Raw genomic sequence first — 17,037 nt, forward strand, 5'->3', positions numbered from 1 at the left:
ACAAATCAACTCTTATAAAATATGATTACTTTCGATTTCACCGTATTTCCCGTCATAACAACCAAACGCTTAATTCTACGCCAGATTACCAATGAAGATGCCCCCGAAATGTTTGCTTTGCGGTCAAATCCGGAAATCATGAAATATATTCCGAGAGAACTTCCAAAAACGATTGATGATGCAATTACGCATATCGAATACATGCAGGGACTTTTGGAAAGTAACGAATGTATCAATTGGGCCATTTGCCTGAAAGAAGATAATCACCTGATTGGAAACATAGGTTATTTCAGGATGCAGCCCGAAAACCACAGAGCAGAATTGGGCTATATGCTTTCAAAAGACTACCACGGTAAAGGTATAATGCAGGAAGCGCTCACAGAAATCATTAAATATGGTTTTAATGAAATGAAGCTGCATTCTATAGAAGCCATAACCGATCCGGAAAATTTTGCTTCATGGAAACTTTTAGAGAAAAACGGATTTATCCGTGAAGGCCATTTCAAAGAAGACTGTTACTGGCAGGGAAAATACCTTGACAGTTATGTGTATTCGCTACTAAACCGAAACGATTAAAATTTGCTCCATGGAAAAATCAATACAACCGCTTCAGCAATCCACGGTAATTTATCTCATCCGTCATGCTGAAAAAAGAGCTGATTTGAGCAACCCTGGTTTGACCCAAGCCGGTTTGAATCGCGCTGAAAACTGGCGCAGGATATTTTCGGAAATAGATTTTGATATGATTTACAGCACCGATTACCTTCGAACAATCCAAACGGTTACTCCAACGGCCCGTGAAAGCAAAAAAGAAATCACAAAATACAGTTCAAGGCTATTCGATTCAGAACAATTCAAACAGGACTGTTTTGGAAAAAATGTTTTAGTGGTCGGACATATGAATACCATTCCCGTTATTGCCAACAGATTGATTAACCGAAACATATATGAGGATATTGACGAAAATATTTACGGAAATCTTTATATCATAACTATCACTGGAGAAACTATTACCCACCAATTACTGAAATTGCCTTAAACTATTGTACTTTCTTCATTTTGTTCTTACATTTGTCAACCTATGCTAAAAACGGTCAACATACTTAATAAAAGAGCCAAATTCGATTATGAAATACTCGAAAAATACACGGCTGGAATTGTACTGACCGGAACCGAAATAAAATCCATCCGATTGGGTAAGGCAGGAATTGCCGAAAGTTTTTGCGAATTCCACGGAACTGAACTTTTTGTAATCAACTCACATATAGAGGAATACCTTTACGGAACACACTACAATCATAAAGCAAAAAGCGAACGTAAATTACTTTTAAACAAACGTGAGCTCAGAGGACTTTTAAAAAGTGTTCAGAACAAAGGACTGACCATCATCCCTCTTCGTCTTTTTACTAACGAGAAAGGATTAGCAAAACTGGACATTGCGCTATGCCGAGGTAAGAAAAATTACGACAAGCGCGACACTATAAAAGACCGCGACGTAAAACGGGATTTAGACCGTGTAAAAAAGTCATTCTAACTTTAATTTTCAACACTTTACAAATATTTATAATATTTTTCTTAAATTGGTGTAAACTTAAACAAGTATACCATGAAAAAATATTTAACCTTGTTTTTACTCGTCTCTCTTATGAGTTGCAGCAGTACTGATACCGCTATTCTCAACAGCTGGAAAGATCCCGAATCGACTGCAGCAAAAGAACAATTTAAAAAAGTAATGGTAGTTGCACTGGTAAAAGATGATAAAACCAGAAGAAATATTGAAAACGCAATTGTTGACAACAACCCTATATTTAAAAGTTCGTATGCTTTCCTAAACGGTGCAACCGTCGACCTTACAAAAGAACAGCGCTTAAGTATCCTTAAAAGCGAAAATTTCGACGGAGTGATAACAATGCGACTGGTAAACACGGAAAAAGAGACCACTTATGTTCCTGGTACTAACACCTCAATGTATTATGGTGGAATGGGATACGGTTATGGTTATGGATTCGACAACTGGTATGGCTATTATTCACCAAATTTCTATTCTCCGGGCTATTATCAGGAAAATACTTCCTATCTGATTGAAACAAATGTTTTTTCCTTAAATCAGAATAAATTGGTTTGGACCGGGACTACAAAATCCACGAACATTACAGATGCAGAAACAACAACTCATAACATCATGATCGAAGTTGTAAAACAGATGGAAAAAGACGGTTTTTTAGATCCGAAAAGAAAATAAAAAACCGAATATAAATAAAAAGGCTGTCTGCAAATGATGATGTTTTTGCAGACAGCCTTTTCAGTATTTACAACATTTTAATTTTTATCTTCCAAAAGCGGTACAAAACGAAAATCCCCAAATTCGTGTTTTTCAAATTGGGTTTCGTTCTTTCTTATAAGCAGAGTCATTACCTGCACGTCTTCACCAACAGGAATCACCAAGCGTCCTCCTATTTTTAATTGTGCCATTAAAGGCTGAGGAATATAAGGTGCTCCGGCAGTAACAATAATACTGTCAAACGGAGCAAAATTTGGCAATCCTTTATATCCGTCTCCAAAAGCAAGATGTTTGGGACGAATGCCTAATTTCGGCAATAATAAAGACGTTGTTTTAAACAATTCATTTTGTCTTTCAATCGAATATACCTTTGCGCCCATCGTATATAAAACCGCAGTCTGATAGCCGGAACCCGTTCCGATTTCCAATACCTTATCGTCTTTTTTTACCTGTAGCAATTCGGTTTGAAAGGCTACAGTATAAGGTTGCGAAATCGTTTGACCCGCGGCGATTGGAAACGGTTTATCCTGATAGGCAAAATCCTCAAAACTCGAATTCAAAAACAAATGTCTCGGAATCTTTCTGATAGCTTCCAATACATTTTTATCGGTAATTCCCTTTCTTTCCAAAAGGCTTACCAACTGATTTCGAAGTCCTTGATGTTTGGCTAAATCTCTCACTTTTTTGGCATATTTATTTATGTAAAATTAGGCTTAAAAACCGTAAAAACAAAAGTCAAAACCCGAAACTTTACACCAAAAAACATTAAACATTAAACAAATAAATTATACTTTTGTTCACTCGAGGCTTTAAGCCGAACTGTTATGAAATAAAAAATAAATTTCTATGCTTAAAGTAGGCGTTTTAGGTGCAGGTCACCTTGGAAAAATACATTTACGATTACTCAATCAATCAGAAAAATATGAATTAGTAGGCTTTTACGATGAAAATCAGGAATATGCCGAAAAAATTGCCTCCGAATTTGGCTATAAACGATTCGACACCATTGCAAAATTAATCCACGCGGTAGACGTTGTTGATATTGTAACACCTACCCTTTCCCACTATAAATGTGCCAAAGTCGCCATCAAATCAGGAAAACACGTTTTTATTGAAAAACCGATTTCAACTACTGTAGAAGAGGCAGAAGAAATTATCGCTTTAGCCAAAGAATACAACGTTAAAGGTCAGGTTGGTCATGTGGAACGCTTTAACCCTGCTTTCAAAGCAGTGAAAGACAAAATTGAAAATCCAATGTTTATCGAAACACACCGATTGGCAGAATTTAATCCAAGAGGAACAGATGTTCCGGTTGTTCTGGATTTAATGATACACGACATTGATGCGATTTTGAGTGTTGTCCAATCAAAAGTAAAAAGCGTAAATGCAAGTGGTGTAGCGGTAATCAGTGATTCTCCAGACATTTCCAATGCCCGTCTTGAATTCGAAAACGGTTGTGTGGCCAATATCACTTCGAGTCGAATTTCAATGAAAAACATGCGTAAATCGCGTTTCTTCCAAAAAGATGCTTATATCTCTGTGGATTACCTTGATAAAGTATGTGAAGTCGTTAAGATGAAAGATGCTCCTGAAATTCCGGGAGATTTCGACATGATTTTACAGAATGCTGAAGGCGTTAAAAAACAAATCTATTACGATAATCCGTCAATTGAACATAATAATGCCATCTTAGACGAACTGGAAACTTTCGCAGATGCTATCAATAATAACACAACTCCTGTTGTAACACTGGAACAGGCAACCGAAGCATTACGCGTTGCTTATCAGATTATTGACTGCATGGAAAAAAACTAATCTTTAAATTTATAAATCTTTAAATACAAAAATGAAAAACATAGCTGTAATCGGATCAGGAACCATGGGTAACGGAATTGCACATACTTTTGCGCAATCAGGTTTCACCGTAAAATTGATTGATATTTCAGAAAAAGCCTTGGAAAAAGGGATGGCAACAATTGCTGCTAACCTTGACAGAATGGTTGCAAAAGGCTCTATTACAGAAGAAGACAAACATAAAACAATTGGAAACATCATTACTTATACTGATGTAAAAGACGGAGTTGTTGGTTGTGATTTAGTAGTGGAGGCGGCTACAGAAAATGTTACATTAAAATTAAACATCTTCAAACAATTAAGCGAAGTTTGTGATCATAACGTAATTTTAGCTACCAATACATCTTCAATTTCAATCACGCAAATTGCAGCTCAGGTAGTTCATCCAGAAAGAGTTATCGGAATGCACTTTATGAATCCGGTGCCTATCATGAAATTAGTGGAAATCATCCGCGGTTACAACACTACAGATGAAGTTACTAAAATCATCATGGATTTATCAGTTAAATTAGGAAAAACGCCAACGGAAGTAAATGATTACCCTGGTTTCGTAGCTAACAGAATCCTTATGCCGATGATCAACGAATCTATCGAAACATTATACAATGGTGTAGCAGGTGTTCAGGAAATTGACACGGTTATGAAATTAGGTATGGCACATCCGATGGGTCCATTACAATTGGCTGATTTTATCGGTCTTGATGTATGTTTATCCATCTTAAACGTAATGTATGACGGTTTCAAAAACCCTAAATATGCTCCATGTCCTTTATTGGTAAATATGGTAATGGCAGGTAAATTAGGAGTGAAATCAGGTGAAGGTTTCTACGATTACTCTGAAAGCAAAAAAGCGGAAAAAGTTTCTAAACAATTCGTATAAAAGTAAAAAGGGAAAAGAGAAAAGGGAAAAATCAATTACATATCCCTTTTCTCTAATCACTTATCCCTCAATAAATGGCCAAAATAATTCCTTTCAAAGCAGTTCGCCCTACACCTGATAAAGTCAGTCTTGTAACTTCACGTTCCTATGACGATTACGGAGCAGCCGAACTGGCATCCCATCTTGAGTTCAACCCCTTTTCTTTCCTGCACATTCTTAATCCCGCTTATGTAAACCAACAAAAGTTAGGTTGGGAAAAGCGGTTTAAACTGGTTGAGCATAAATATCAGGATTTTAAGAATGAAGGGATTTTGATTCAGGAAGAAAGTCCAGCCTTCTATCTGTATGAAATTCATTCAAACAGACATACATTTACGGGTATTTTAGCCGGAACTTCTGTTGAAGATTATCAAAAAAACATTATCAGAAAACACGAAGACACACTCCAGTATCGCGTGGATCTGTTTAAGGATTATTTGCACGAGACAGGCTTTAATACGGAGCCGGTCTTAATAACATACAAAGACAATCAGGCTCTTTCCGAGTGGATTGCGAATAAGAAAAAATCACGGCCTGTTTATGAGTTTTCAACCACTAACAAAGAAAAACATGTTCTTTGGTCGGTTTCAGATTCAGAAGAAATCAATTGGCTGGAAAAACAATTTTCGGAAATAGGTACGTTGTACATAGCTGATGGCCACCATCGTTCTGCATCATCCGAATTATTGTATAAAGAAAACAAAGCTTCAGGAAATGTGAATCTGAATTATTTCATGAGTTTCCTGATTCCGGATTCGAACGTTAAGATTTACGAATACAATCGTGTGATAAGTGATTTAAATGGCCATTCGAAAGATGATTTCATTAAAAAAATTGCCAAAAACTTCATCATAAAAACTAAAAAGCAAGAGTTGTGGAAACCCAGACATAAGTTTGAGTTCGGAATGTATCTTGATGGCGAATTTTATGCTTTACGATTGAAAGAAGAACAATTTTCTTTTAAAAATGTACTGGAACGATTAGATGCACAAATTTTATACGATACAATATTACATCCCGTTTTAGGCTTGGGCGATTTGCGCACCGATGAGCGCATTGCCTATGTTCCCGGGACAAAATCAATTACTTCAATCAAAGACATGGTGGATAGCGGAGAATTCAAAGTAGGCTTCATGCTCTACCCTATCAATATTGAGGAAATTAAGGCCATAGCCGATTTAAACATGATTATGCCGCCCAAAAGCACTTATATCGAACCTAAATTCAGAAGTGGTTTGGTAGTGTACGAGTTATGATGTTTGAATTTAGAAGTTTAAAATAATAGTAGACTGATTTTAACCTGATTCTTTACTAATTTTGTAAGAAGATCTATTAGTCATGCAAAGTTTTAATCCTGTTTTTTAAAGAATAAACCATGTCAATCCAATCCAACCTTCAGCATATAAAATCCACATTACCATCAGATGTAACGTTGGTAGCGGTCTCCAAAACCAAACCGGTTAGTGATTTGATGGAAGCCTACGAAGCCGGTCAGCGTATTTTCGGTGAAAACAAGGTACAGGAAATGACCGAAAAATGGCAGCAAATGCCAAAGGACATTCAGTGGCACATGATTGGCCATGTTCAATCGAATAAGGTAAAATACATGGTTCCTTTTGTAAAACTGATTCATGGCGTTGACAGTTTTAAACTGCTTAAAGAAATCGACAGGCAAGGGAAACGATACCGAAAAACAATCAACTGTCTGCTACAATTTTCGATAGCTGAAGAAGAAACGAAATTCGGATTAGATGAAAACGAATTGAATGAAATCCTGAATTCTGAAGAGTTCAAAGATTTTCAAAACATCAGGATTGTTGGTTTGATGGGAATGGCAACTTTCACAGAGAATCAGGAACAAATCAAAAAAGAGTTTCAGCATCTTAAGCAGATTTTCGACAAATACAAAGAATTTTCAGCTTTCAACTTTCAACTTTCAATCCTCTCTATGGGAATGTCAGGCGATTATGAACTCGCAATTGAATGCGGTAGTAATATGGTTCGGATTGGAAGTAGTATATTTGGAGAGCGAAATTAATATTAAGGATTGCTTTGCACTTGGTAACAACAATCTTATAACTTAACTTTAGACTGACTTTGTACGCAATTTTAGACATAGAAACCACCGGAGGACAATACAACGAAGAAGGAATTACTGAAATTGCCATCTATCGCTTCGACGGACATGAAATTGTGGACCAATTTATCAGTTTGGTCAATCCGGAAATCCCTATTCAGCCTTTTGTGGTGAAGCTTACCGGGATAAACAATGCTATGCTGCGTTCGGCACCAAAGTTTTATGAGGTAGCGAAACGCATAATTGAAATTACAGACGGATGTACTATCGTGGCACATAATGCGTCGTTTGATTACCGAATCCTCCGCACAGAATTTCGACGACTGGGCTTTGATTTCAGCAAACCTACGCTTTGTACTGTGGAACTTTCTAAAAAATTGCTTCCCGGACATCATTCCTATAGTTTGGGCAAATTAGTCAGAGCCTTGGGAATTCCTATGGCCGACAGACATCGTGCCACCGGAGATGCCATGGCAACTGTAAAACTTTTCAAAATGCTTTTATCTAAAGACTTAGAAAAAGAAATCGTGAAAAGTTATATCAAGACCGAAATAAAAGCGGGCATATCTCCCAAATTATTGGATATCATTGACGGTGTCCCTTCAAAAACAGGGATTTATTACATCCATCGCGAAGACGGGACCATCATTTACATAGGGAAAAGCAAGAATATCAAAAAAAGGGTAAATCAGCACTTTACCAGTTCCGACCGTAAGGCAAAAAAACTGCAAAATGAGGTTTTTGCTGTAACTTTTGAAGAAACAGGGAGCGAATTGATCGCGCTTTTAAAAGAAAGTGAAGAAATCAAAGTAAACCGCCCTCCTTATAACAGATCGCAACGAAAAACCATTTTCCCATTTGGACTTTATGCCGAAAAAAACAAGGATGGTTATATTGCTTTACAGGTACAAAAAACCGATCGCAGAAAAAAGGAGATTACTTCTTTTTCCACCTTGATTGAAGGGAAATCATTTTTACATAAAATTACGGAAGAGAATAATCTCTGCCAGAAAATAAACGGCTTATATGATACCAAAAAGAGTTGTTTTCAGTATGATTTAAAACAATGCTACGGTGCGTGTATTGGGGAAGAAGCTCCTGTGGAATACAACAAACGCGTCACTCATTTTATAGAAAACAATCAGCTGCAAAACCAGAGTATGATAATTGTGGATCAGGGACGAAACGTGAACGAACGAAGCGCTGTACTGATTGAAAACGGAATCTACAAAGGCTATTGTTTTTATGATTTGAATTATCAGATTAACAATATTGACATCCTGAAAAACATAATTATCCCGATGGAAAACAACAGGGATTCGAGAAACATTATTCTGAATTACGTCCGAAAAAAGAAAGTTATTAAAATTGTCAGGTTTTAATTAACTTTAAAGTATCTTTTTTACGTACCATGAAAAAAATTAAATCTGAATACGAACTTCTTCGGCAGAGAATCTACATCATAGTCTATGGTTCAAATACTGTTGCGGGACGTCTTTTCGATATAGTTTTACTAAGCGTTATTCTTCTGAGTGTCCTATTGGTTATGCTGGAATCCGTGGAACAACTGGATAAAAAATACCATTCCACTATAATTGTACTGGAATGGATCATTACAGTTTGTTTCACTTTAGAGTATTTGCTTCGGATTATCTGCAACAAAAAACCACTCACTTATATTTTCAGTTTTTACGGTATTGTCGATTTCATTTCGATTCTGCCGATGTATCTGTCCTTTTTCATTCCGGGCTCCCGAATATTGTCCGTAATCAGAGCGCTGCGTTTGCTTCGTTTGTTTGGGATATTGAATTTAGTTCACTTTACAGGTCAGGAATCACAGTTAAAACTAGCCATAAAAGCCAGCCGGTCGAAAATTATCGTGTTTGTCTACTTCGTATTAATCGTTTCCATATTACTGGGTGCCATCATGTATGTTGTTGAAGGAAAAGAAAGTGGTTTTACTAGTATTCCAACCAGCATTTACTGGTGCATCGTTACCCTTACAACCGTTGGCTACGGGGATATTGCTCCAGTTACTATACCCGGCCAAATTATAGCTTCCTGTATTATGATTTTAGGTTACGGAATTATTGCCGTACCGACAGGAATCGTAACAGCCGAATTTGCAGCTGCAAAAAGAAATCAGAAACCCATCCAAAACGCCAAAAAATGTCCATCCTGTTCTACAATAATTACTATTGAAGACGCTAAATATTGCTTTCATTGCGGCGAAAAATTAGACAATGAATAATTACCTTATTACTATTATTGGGCCGACAGCCATTGGAAAAACAGCTTTAAGTATAAAACTGGCACAGCATTTTGGCTGCAACATTATTTCCTGTGACAGCCGACAGTTTTTCAAGGAAATGACAATTGGAACCGCTGTTCCGAATCCGGCTGAGCTGGCGGCAGCAAACCACCATTTCATTCAGAGCAAATCGGTTTTCGAAGCGTATTCGGTTGGAGATTTTGAAACGGATGCCATTGCTAAACTGGGAGAACTTTTCAAGGAAAACAACGTTCAGATCATGGTAGGCGGCTCCGGATTGTATGTTGATGCCGTACTGAAAGGCTTTGACGATTTTCCCGATATTGATGCTTCTGTGCGAGATGAAATCAATGCCAAATATGATGCATTGGGGATTAACTATCTTCAGGATTCTTTAAAAGAACTAGACGCTGATTATTATACCAAAATACTTTCAGATAATCCGCAAACCCTGCAAAATCCGCAGCGAATGAAGCGTTTTGTGGAAGTTTGTATCGGCAGCGGTAAACCCTACTCTTCTTTTATCGGAAAAAGGAAAAACACAAGAAACTTTACACCGATTGTAATTGGCCTAGAAGCAGAAAGGGAAAAAATGTACGAACGCATAAACCTTCGGGTTGATTTAATGATGCAGGAAGGGTTATTGGAAGAAGCGAAAACTTTATATCCGAACAAAGATTTAAATGCCCTGCAAACTGTGGGTTACCGCGAATTGTTTGATTATTTCGACGGGAAAACAACCTTGGATTTTGCTATTGAAGAAATCAAGAAAAACACCCGCCGCTTTGCCAAACGCCAGATTACATGGTTTAAACGCACCGAAAATGCAACATGGTTTGATTATCAGACTGATATTTCGGAAATCATTAACTTTGTAGAGCGATCAATAGAGAACAAATAATAGAGGATAGATACAAACACATATATTTTAATCTCCATTTTCTATGTTCTATGTTCTATGTTCTATGTTCTAACACTCGCTCATAATTTATAACTCCAAAAAAAAATGCCAATATCACCAAATTTCACTTCAGTATATACACATGAATGGGACATTAATTTTACCCTTTGCGCATCAAATGCTTATTTGAAATATGTGGATTTGTGCAATTTGCTGCAATTGACTGCTGCAGAACATTCCATTTTGGGAGGGCTGAGTTTTAACGACATGCAGCAGCACCATCAGGCTTGGGTATTGAGCAGAATTCGCATTGAAATTGAAACTTTACCGAAGTGGCAGGATAAAGTCATCATTAAGACGTGGATAGAGAACCTGGAGGGTTCCCGTTCGATACGTAATATTGAAATGTACCTTAACGGAAAGAAAATAGCCGGAGCCACTACGTATTGGGCTGTTTTCAATACGCAGCACCGAAAAGCAGAACCTTTGGCCTTACCGCACGAACACTTTGAAAAATACCCGGATCACAAAGCTACCAGCCAAAGTTTTTCACGTATAAATGTTTTACAGGATACAGAGAAAATTACGGAACGAACCGTAGTTCTATCGGATTTGGACATTGTAAACCACGTGAACAACACTAAGTACTTGGAATGGTGTCTCGATACTATGAATCCGAAAACAATTCTGAAGCAGGAAATCAAAAGTCTGGAAATGAACTTCCTGAGAGAATTGAACCTTAATGACCAAGTTGAAATTCATTCGGACGAAAACAGAAATTTCTTCACGGTTACGAAAGACAACAAAGTTTGTTTTGCTTTGGTTTTGGAAACAAAATAAGATGCAATCAGTACTACTTCTTTTGATTACCATTCCCTAACCCGGATTACAGCGAAAAGCATTTTGAGCAAAAAAATTAGAAGTTCCTGAATAAAAAAAGCGACCAAAGGAAGCTCTTTTTTGTTCTTTGGAACTACTTTTTTTTTCTCAAAATCTTGAAGCGGAAAGCCGGAATAGTTTCAAATAAAAAAAGCCCTGATTTCTCAGAGCTTCTTTCCAATAATATAATTAATCTATGAATTATTCGGCTGCTTTTCCTTTGACTACCAAACGGAAACCTTCACCGTGAATATTTAAGATTTCGACTTCATCGTCTTGTTTCAGGTATTTACGCAATTTGGCAATATAAACATCCATACTTCTGGAAGTAAAGTAGTTGTCATCTCTCCAAATTTTTGTTAACGCTAATTCACGCGGCATTAAATCGTTTTCATGCAATGCAAGCATTTTCAGCAATTCGTTTTCCTTAGGCGACAATTTGATTGGTTCGTCACCCGGGTACGTTAAGAAACGAAGTTTTGAATTCAGGTGGAATTTACCGATTTCGAATTCAAATCTCGTGTTATCAGTTTTTGTTTCAGAAGCTTTACGCATGATAATCGCTTTGATTTTCATCAATAATACTTCTGAATCAAATGGTTTGTTCAAATAGTCATCGGCTCCAACTTTGTACCCTTTCAATACATCCTCTTTCATTGATTTGGCCGTAAGGAAAATAATAGGCACTTCTTTGTTTTTTTCACGTATCTCACGAGCTAACGTATAACCGTCCTTATAAGGCATCATTACGTCAAGAATACACAAATCATAGTTATCTTTCTTGAACTTCTCGAAACCTTCCATTCCGTTTTTGGCCAGAGTAACATCGAAATCATTTATTATCAAATAATCTTTCAATACTGCTCCGAAATTTGGATCATCTTCTACTAAGAGAATTTTTTTGTTAGTTGTATCCATATTTTTTTAATTAATTAAAGGCATTTTAATAGTAAAGGTACTTCCCTTCCCTTTTTCACTTTCCACAAAAATCTGACCATTATGGTCATCCACAATTCTTTTTACATAAGCCAACCCTAAACCGTGTCCTTTAACATTGTGTAAATCACCGGTATGCTCCCTGTAAAATTTTTCAAATATTCTTTTTAAGGCCACTTTGCTCATTCCGGCTCCGTGATCTTTTACGGATATAAGGACAAAATCTTTCACATTTTCCGTTGAAACCTCAATTAATGGGGCTTCTGGAGAATATTTTATGGCGTTGTCCAGAATATTAACCATGACGTTGGTAAAGTGAACATCATTCAGCAAAATTGTGTTCCGTTTTGCCTGAAGATTGCTCTTAATTACACCGCCGCGATCTTCTACGATCAGGTTAACGTGCTCGATTGCGTCTTCAATAATTTCATGAACGTTCGTCGGTTCTTTGCTTATTTCCAATTCCCTTCGTTCCAACTTGGAAATTCGGAGAACGTTTTCCACCTGGGCATGCATTCGTTTGTTTTCATCACGAATCATTTGCAGATAGCGTTCCACTTTTTCCCGGTCTTCCATGATTTTTGGGTTTTTAATCGCATCTAAAGCAAGATTGATGGTTGCAATAGGCGTTTTAAACTCATGGGTCATATTGTTGATGAAATCGGTTTTAATTTCCGAAATCTGCTTTTGCTTTATCAATTGGTTTAGCGCACTGAAATAAGCAACAATAATTACCAAAGTAAAAATCAGCGAAAGCGATGTAATCCCGATCAGCGATGAAAACAGGAATTTTCCTTTTTGAGGGAAACTTACCATTAGCTGATATTTATTTTCATTGTCGTTATCGGTAAAGACTGGAATTCCGTAGGTTGATGCCCTATCGTAATTAAAATCTTCCGATTTGACTTTGGTCGCCAGTCCGTTGCTGTAAATCCCGAATTCAAAAGGGGTTTTTACACCGTACTGCCGCAATTCATTTTCTAGCATGGCTTTAAGGCGCTCTTTTGAAATCCGCTCTTGTATCGGTTTCAAGTCTGCAAAATCTTTAAACATGATTTCATACTGTGCTTTATCCAGAATGTCCAGACTTCCGGATTTTTCAATCGTCACATCGGGCGTATTGGATTTATGAATTCCAGAATTATCAATCATATTCCCACTATAAATTTCTGTTTTTCGTTTGGCAACGAAACTTTTTAAGGGAATGGAATCAGAATTTTTATCAAAGAACGAACGGTTTAAACTATAATCTTCTGAAATGATGGTATTGGAATAAATGATCTGCTCATTTGTCTTCGGATCTCGCTCTACAAAGAAATATTCCTTTAACTCACTTCGTTTTGGCGCCCTTCCGGTACTATCTTTCAGTTTGTTGTATGTGTTCAAAAACTCAAATGCCTCCTGCTGCTGCAGTTTGTTGGCAACATTTCCTATAACCTGCTGAACATGAAACTTGAACTGTTCTTCGTTATTTTTATAAGAAGTTTCAATCCAATACAATTGAACGAGAATTATCCCCAAAAGAGACATACTCATTAAAACAACAAGTAATCGGAAACGCGTTTTATTCATCCAAACAAAATTAACATTTTAACATTTAGACCTTAAAAACATTAACCAAACATTAACATCTGCTAAAGTTTTTACATTTTATTCAATTCTTTAAGAATTTCACTAACATTCTTTTTGACTTCAGTCAGATCGGTATTTTTCACAATATAATCCGACATAGGGATTTTTTTTTCATCAGGCCATTGATGCGCCATCCGTTCCAAAACCTGTTCCTCCGTCACCATATCACGATTCATTACCCTTTGAATTCTTAATTCCTTAGGTGCGGTAACCAAAATGATTTTATCGCAATCTTTATAACTGCCGCTTTCAAAAAGGATGGCTGCTTCTTTAATAACAAAAGTGTGATCCTTGTGGGCTTTTACCCAGTTTAAAAAGTGTTTCCTGACTTCCGGATGAACAATACTGTTTAATTTCTTCAACTGCTCCGGTGCAGAAAAAACGATATCAGCGATTTTCTTTTTATTTAACCGATTGCCTTCACTGATATTCTCTTCAAAGACCGATTGAATTTTTTTTAGCATTTCAGGAGTGTTCATCAGCTTTTTAGCCTCATCATCAGCTATATATACTGGAACACCGTGTTCTTCAAAATAACCGGCAACGGTAGATTTTCCGCTTCCAATTCCGCCTGTAAGTCCGATTATCTTTGTCATATTACTTTTTAAAAAACAATTCCGGGAAAGCTTTCTCAGGCTGTAGCTTTCTTATTTTGATTTTGATGAAAGACTGTAAAAAACCAACCCCATATCCAACAAATTGGAAAGCTGCTGCAAAAACAGATAAAAATCCAATCCACGGATTCATATTCTCAGTTGCCCCAATCCAGAATAACAGTATAAAATAGGCTGCATATACTTTAATCGGAAGAGAAAAACCTACGATTAACAAAATAACCGAAATCACGAATCCGAATAAAAAAAGTGTCGGAAACCAAAATGTTATCTTGCTGTGATTTGGATACCATGAATCTAATATTGGTCTAGCTTTACCAAATTTGTTCACTTGTTTGTAGAATTTACCGAAGTCAATCCTGCGTTTATGATATACATAGGAATCTTTAAAAAGTCGGGTTTTGAAACCCAATTTCCATAAACGAATCGACAAGTCCGGATCTTCGCCGGGATGGATGTTCCCGAAACCGCCGGAAGCTTCAAAAGCCTTCTTCGACAATCCCATGTTAAAACTCCTAGGCTGGAATTTACCTATCTTTTCAGATCCTCCCCGAACACCTCCGGTTGTCAAAAAAGATGTCATTGTAAAATTTATTGCTTTTTGAACGGAAGAAAAAGAATCCAATGCATTATCAGGACCTCCAAAGCAATCCACGAATTCCTTTTTTAGATTTTCATCGACTGATGCCAAGTAATTTTCAGGTAAAATACAATCAGAATCCAGTATGAGAAAATAACTTCCCATAGCATGTTTCATACCGAAATTTCTAGAATCTCCTGGCCCTGAGTTAGGTTTATTAAAATAGGAAATAAAAATTTTTCCCTCATATTTTTTCACTACATCATGGCATGGGATTGATGATCCGTCTTCAATGATAACTACCTCAAAATCTTCATGATAATCCTGCTCTGCTATACTTTTCAGCAGTTCTTCAACTTCATCAGGACGGTTATAAACCGGAATAATAAACGAAAAATACATTACTGCAACTAAATTTTAACAAAGATACTGCTATAAAAACGAAAAGCCGCTTCAGAAAGCGGCTTTTTAAAGTATTTAATCGATTTTGTTATTGTTTTACTACTTTTATTGTTTTGGTTAAACCTTCAGCGGTAACTTTAACAATATAGTTTCCTGCATTTAAGTTTGACATATCGATTTGTCCTTGTGCAACATTTAATGTTTTCGACATTACTTTCTGCCCTAACATATTGTAAACTTCAACAGAAGAAATTTTAGTTGCGTATGATAATTCAAAACAATTAAACTTCTATATTTTATTTATAAATCCCAATCATGTTTTTATATTAAAAATCATTTTTTTCTGATAACCAAATTGAAATCTATATTATTAAATTACAAAGCATAAAAAAACTCACGACCAGCGTGAGTTTTTTATACTATTTATTTGAAATTATTTAAGCAATACTTGGTACCTGAACCATCTCATCAGCATCGGCCAGATAATCCACCCCTTCAAAACCAAATCCGAACAAGTTTAGAAAATCTTGCTTATAACCCGCTAAATCACCTATTTCTGCAAGAGATTCTGTTGTGGATTCATTCCATAATTCAGCAATTCTTCCCTGAACATCTTCCCTCATTTCCCAATCATCAATTCGGATTCTTCCTTTATCATCGGTTGGAATTGCAGCACCGTTATATAAACGCTGTTGGAACAATCGTTGCATTTGTTCGATACAACCTTCATGGATTCCCTCCTCTTTCATGATTTTATATAACAATGATATATAAAGCGGAATCACAGGAATTGCTGAACTTGCCTGAGTTACCAAAGCTTTGTTAACCGAAACATATGCTTTTCCGTTAATGTCTTTTAATTTATCTGTAATTTCGAAAGCAGTAGCCTCCAAGTGGTCTTTTGCTCTTCCGATAGTACCTTTTCTGTAAACCGCTTCTGTAACTTCTGGCCCGATATAAGAATAAGCAACTGTCATAGCTCCATCAGCTAATACATCTGCCGCTTTCATGGCATCCATCCACATTGACCAGTCTTCACCTCCCATAACAACAACAGTGTTGTCAATATCTTCCTGGTTAGCCGGATCAATAGAAACCTGAGAAACATTTCCTGTGTGGAAATCAACTGTTTTATTTGTAAAAGTATTTCCGATAGGTTTTAAAACCGAACGGTGCGTAACACCCGTTGTAGGATGAACACGAACCGGCGAAGCTAAACTGTAGATTACCAAATCAACCTGACCTAAATCAGTTTTAATCATATCGATAGTTTGCTGTTTTACTTCATTTGAAAAAGCATCACCATTAATACTTTTAGCATATAAACCAGCTTTCTTAGCCTCTTGTTCAAAAGCCGCTGTATTATACCAACCCGGCGAAGCTGTTTTTCCTTCCGCTGGTTCTTTTTCAAAAAACACACCTATAGTAGAAGCATTTGAACCAAAAGCACTGGTAATTCTCGATGCTAAACCAAATCCTGTTGAAGCACCTATAACCAATACACGTTTTGGCGCGTTAATTTCACCTTTTGATTTTACATATTCAATTTGATTTTTTACGTTTTGTTCGCACCCTTTTGGATGAGCGGTCAAACAGATAAATCCTCGCATTCTAGGTTCTATAATCATGTCCTAATATTTTATTTATGTGGTTTTAGTTTGTTATTTGTATGAAAATAAAGCATAGCAAA

19 protein-coding genes are annotated in these 17,037 nt (G+C 36.6%); 12 read left to right on the forward strand and 7 right to left on the reverse strand.

Annotation, left to right across the window (positions count from 1 at the left end; all coding sequences use genetic code 11):
* Window positions 1-21 precede the first annotated feature (21 nt).
* The 4 genes from LZF87_RS12175 to LZF87_RS12190 all read left to right on the forward strand — a co-directional run bounded on the left by LZF87_RS12175 (window position 22) and on the right by LZF87_RS12190 (window position 2,242).
* On the forward strand, window positions 22-576 hold the full coding sequence (locus LZF87_RS12175) for a GNAT family N-acetyltransferase (RefSeq protein WP_244339328.1): 555 nt from the start codon (window positions 22-24) through the stop codon (window positions 574-576).
* Between the two features lie 10 nt (window positions 577-586).
* Window positions 587-1,039, forward strand: a complete 453-nt coding sequence (locus LZF87_RS12180; RefSeq protein ID WP_244339330.1) for a SixA phosphatase family protein — start codon at window positions 587-589, stop codon at window positions 1,037-1,039.
* A 42-nt stretch (window positions 1,040-1,081) separates the two neighbouring features.
* Window positions 1,082-1,534 (forward strand): SsrA-binding protein SmpB, encoded by a 453-nt coding sequence (gene smpB, locus LZF87_RS12185; RefSeq protein ID WP_023574883.1) that lies wholly within the window; start codon window positions 1,082-1,084, stop codon window positions 1,532-1,534.
* A gap of 72 nt (window positions 1,535-1,606) precedes the next feature.
* Window positions 1,607-2,242 (forward strand): hypothetical protein, encoded by a 636-nt coding sequence (locus LZF87_RS12190; protein WP_244339332.1) that lies wholly within the window; start codon window positions 1,607-1,609, stop codon window positions 2,240-2,242.
* A 77-nt stretch (window positions 2,243-2,319) separates the two neighbouring features.
* Here the strand turns inward: LZF87_RS12190 and LZF87_RS12195 are convergent, their stop codons facing one another.
* Window positions 2,320-2,961 (reverse strand): protein-L-isoaspartate(D-aspartate) O-methyltransferase, encoded by a 642-nt coding sequence (locus LZF87_RS12195; protein ID WP_244339334.1) that lies wholly within the window; start codon window positions 2,959-2,961, stop codon window positions 2,320-2,322.
* A 166-nt stretch (window positions 2,962-3,127) separates the two neighbouring features.
* Here LZF87_RS12195 and LZF87_RS12200 point away from each other — a divergent pair, with 166 nt between their 5' ends.
* From LZF87_RS12200 to LZF87_RS12235, 8 genes are all read left to right on the forward strand, one after another.
* Window positions 3,128-4,096, forward strand: a complete 969-nt coding sequence (locus LZF87_RS12200) for a Gfo/Idh/MocA family protein (protein ID WP_244339336.1) — start codon at window positions 3,128-3,130, stop codon at window positions 4,094-4,096.
* Window positions 4,097-4,127: 31 nt separating this feature from the next.
* Entirely contained in the window at window positions 4,128-5,015 is an 888-nt protein-coding gene (locus LZF87_RS12205; protein ID WP_023574887.1) for a 3-hydroxyacyl-CoA dehydrogenase family protein, read from the forward strand.
* A gap of 74 nt (window positions 5,016-5,089) precedes the next feature.
* Window positions 5,090-6,310, forward strand: coding sequence for a DUF1015 domain-containing protein (locus tag LZF87_RS12210; RefSeq protein ID WP_244339338.1), 1,221 nt, complete (start codon window positions 5,090-5,092; stop codon window positions 6,308-6,310).
* Window positions 6,311-6,429: 119 nt separating this feature from the next.
* Entirely contained in the window at window positions 6,430-7,092 is a 663-nt protein-coding gene (locus tag LZF87_RS12215; protein ID WP_244339339.1) for a YggS family pyridoxal phosphate-dependent enzyme, read from the forward strand.
* A gap of 59 nt (window positions 7,093-7,151) precedes the next feature.
* On the forward strand, window positions 7,152-8,513 hold the full coding sequence (locus LZF87_RS12220; RefSeq protein ID WP_244339340.1) for an exonuclease domain-containing protein: 1,362 nt from the start codon (window positions 7,152-7,154) through the stop codon (window positions 8,511-8,513).
* 29 nt (window positions 8,514-8,542) lie between these two features.
* The gene (locus LZF87_RS12225) at window positions 8,543-9,382 is read left to right on the forward strand and encodes an ion transporter (protein WP_244339341.1); all 840 of its coding nucleotides are present in this window, start codon (window positions 8,543-8,545) and stop codon (window positions 9,380-9,382) included.
* A complete protein-coding gene (gene miaA, locus LZF87_RS12230; protein WP_244339342.1) occupies window positions 9,375-10,304 on the forward strand; it encodes a tRNA (adenosine(37)-N6)-dimethylallyltransferase MiaA in 930 nt (309 codons plus the stop codon). Before LZF87_RS12225 ends, miaA begins: the two co-directional genes overlap by 8 nt.
* Before the next feature lie 105 nt (window positions 10,305-10,409).
* A complete protein-coding gene (locus tag LZF87_RS12235; RefSeq protein ID WP_244339344.1) occupies window positions 10,410-11,144 on the forward strand; it encodes an acyl-[acyl-carrier-protein] thioesterase in 735 nt (244 codons plus the stop codon).
* 240 nt (window positions 11,145-11,384) lie between these two features.
* Here LZF87_RS12235 and LZF87_RS12240 read toward each other — a convergent pair whose 3' ends face one another.
* The 6 genes from LZF87_RS12240 to fabV all read right to left on the reverse strand — a co-directional run bounded on the left by LZF87_RS12240 (window position 11,385) and on the right by fabV (window position 16,975).
* Window positions 11,385-12,101, reverse strand: coding sequence for a response regulator transcription factor (locus LZF87_RS12240; protein ID WP_244339346.1), 717 nt, complete (start codon window positions 12,099-12,101; stop codon window positions 11,385-11,387).
* A gap of 6 nt (window positions 12,102-12,107) precedes the next feature.
* Entirely contained in the window at window positions 12,108-13,691 is a 1,584-nt protein-coding gene (locus LZF87_RS12245) for a sensor histidine kinase (protein ID WP_244339348.1), read from the reverse strand.
* A 71-nt stretch (window positions 13,692-13,762) separates the two neighbouring features.
* Window positions 13,763-14,347: a dephospho-CoA kinase gene (gene coaE, locus LZF87_RS12250; RefSeq protein WP_244339350.1), complete on the reverse strand. Its 585-nt coding sequence runs from the start codon at window positions 14,345-14,347 to the stop codon at window positions 13,763-13,765.
* Between the two features lies 1 nt (window position 14,348).
* Window positions 14,349-15,347: a glycosyltransferase gene (locus LZF87_RS12255; RefSeq protein WP_244339352.1), complete on the reverse strand. Its 999-nt coding sequence runs from the start codon at window positions 15,345-15,347 to the stop codon at window positions 14,349-14,351.
* An 88-nt stretch (window positions 15,348-15,435) separates the two neighbouring features.
* The gene (locus tag LZF87_RS12260) at window positions 15,436-15,600 is read right to left on the reverse strand and encodes a T9SS type A sorting domain-containing protein (RefSeq protein WP_262917913.1); all 165 of its coding nucleotides are present in this window, start codon (window positions 15,598-15,600) and stop codon (window positions 15,436-15,438) included.
* A 184-nt stretch (window positions 15,601-15,784) separates the two neighbouring features.
* Window positions 15,785-16,975, reverse strand: a complete 1,191-nt coding sequence (fabV, locus tag LZF87_RS12265; RefSeq protein ID WP_244339356.1) for an enoyl-ACP reductase FabV — start codon at window positions 16,973-16,975, stop codon at window positions 15,785-15,787.
* Window positions 16,976-17,037: the final 62 nt, after the last annotated feature.

This window comes from Flavobacterium enshiense, from assembly GCF_022836875.1.
GTDB lineage: Bacteria > Bacteroidota > Bacteroidia > Flavobacteriales > Flavobacteriaceae > Flavobacterium > Flavobacterium enshiense_A.

Coding starts and splice junctions, on each gene's coding strand:
- LZF87_RS12210 (WP_244339338.1), top strand. CDS start 5,090: ATGGCCAAAATAATTCCTTTCAAAGCAGTTCGCCCTACACCTGATAAA.
- LZF87_RS12175 (WP_244339328.1), top strand. CDS start 22: ATGATTACTTTCGATTTCACCGTATTTCCCGTCATAACAACCAAACGC.
- LZF87_RS12190 (WP_244339332.1), top strand. CDS start 1,607: ATGAAAAAATATTTAACCTTGTTTTTACTCGTCTCTCTTATGAGTTGC.
- smpB (WP_023574883.1), top strand. CDS start 1,082: ATGCTAAAAACGGTCAACATACTTAATAAAAGAGCCAAATTCGATTAT.
- LZF87_RS12225 (WP_244339341.1), top strand. CDS start 8,543: ATGAAAAAAATTAAATCTGAATACGAACTTCTTCGGCAGAGAATCTAC.
- LZF87_RS12215 (WP_244339339.1), top strand. CDS start 6,430: ATGTCAATCCAATCCAACCTTCAGCATATAAAATCCACATTACCATCA.
- LZF87_RS12205 (WP_023574887.1), top strand. CDS start 4,128: ATGAAAAACATAGCTGTAATCGGATCAGGAACCATGGGTAACGGAATT.
- fabV (WP_244339356.1), bottom strand. CDS start 16,975: ATGATTATAGAACCTAGAATGCGAGGATTTATCTGTTTGACCGCTCAT.
- LZF87_RS12200 (WP_244339336.1), top strand. CDS start 3,128: ATGCTTAAAGTAGGCGTTTTAGGTGCAGGTCACCTTGGAAAAATACAT.
- LZF87_RS12235 (WP_244339344.1), top strand. CDS start 10,410: ATGCCAATATCACCAAATTTCACTTCAGTATATACACATGAATGGGAC.
- LZF87_RS12240 (WP_244339346.1), bottom strand. CDS start 12,101: ATGGATACAACTAACAAAAAAATTCTCTTAGTAGAAGATGATCCAAAT.
- miaA (WP_244339342.1), top strand. CDS start 9,375: ATGAATAATTACCTTATTACTATTATTGGGCCGACAGCCATTGGAAAA.
- LZF87_RS12245 (WP_244339348.1), bottom strand. CDS start 13,691: ATGAATAAAACGCGTTTCCGATTACTTGTTGTTTTAATGAGTATGTCT.
- coaE (WP_244339350.1), bottom strand. CDS start 14,347: ATGACAAAGATAATCGGACTTACAGGCGGAATTGGAAGCGGAAAATCT.
- LZF87_RS12180 (WP_244339330.1), top strand. CDS start 587: ATGGAAAAATCAATACAACCGCTTCAGCAATCCACGGTAATTTATCTC.
- LZF87_RS12255 (WP_244339352.1), bottom strand. CDS start 15,347: ATGTATTTTTCGTTTATTATTCCGGTTTATAACCGTCCTGATGAAGTT.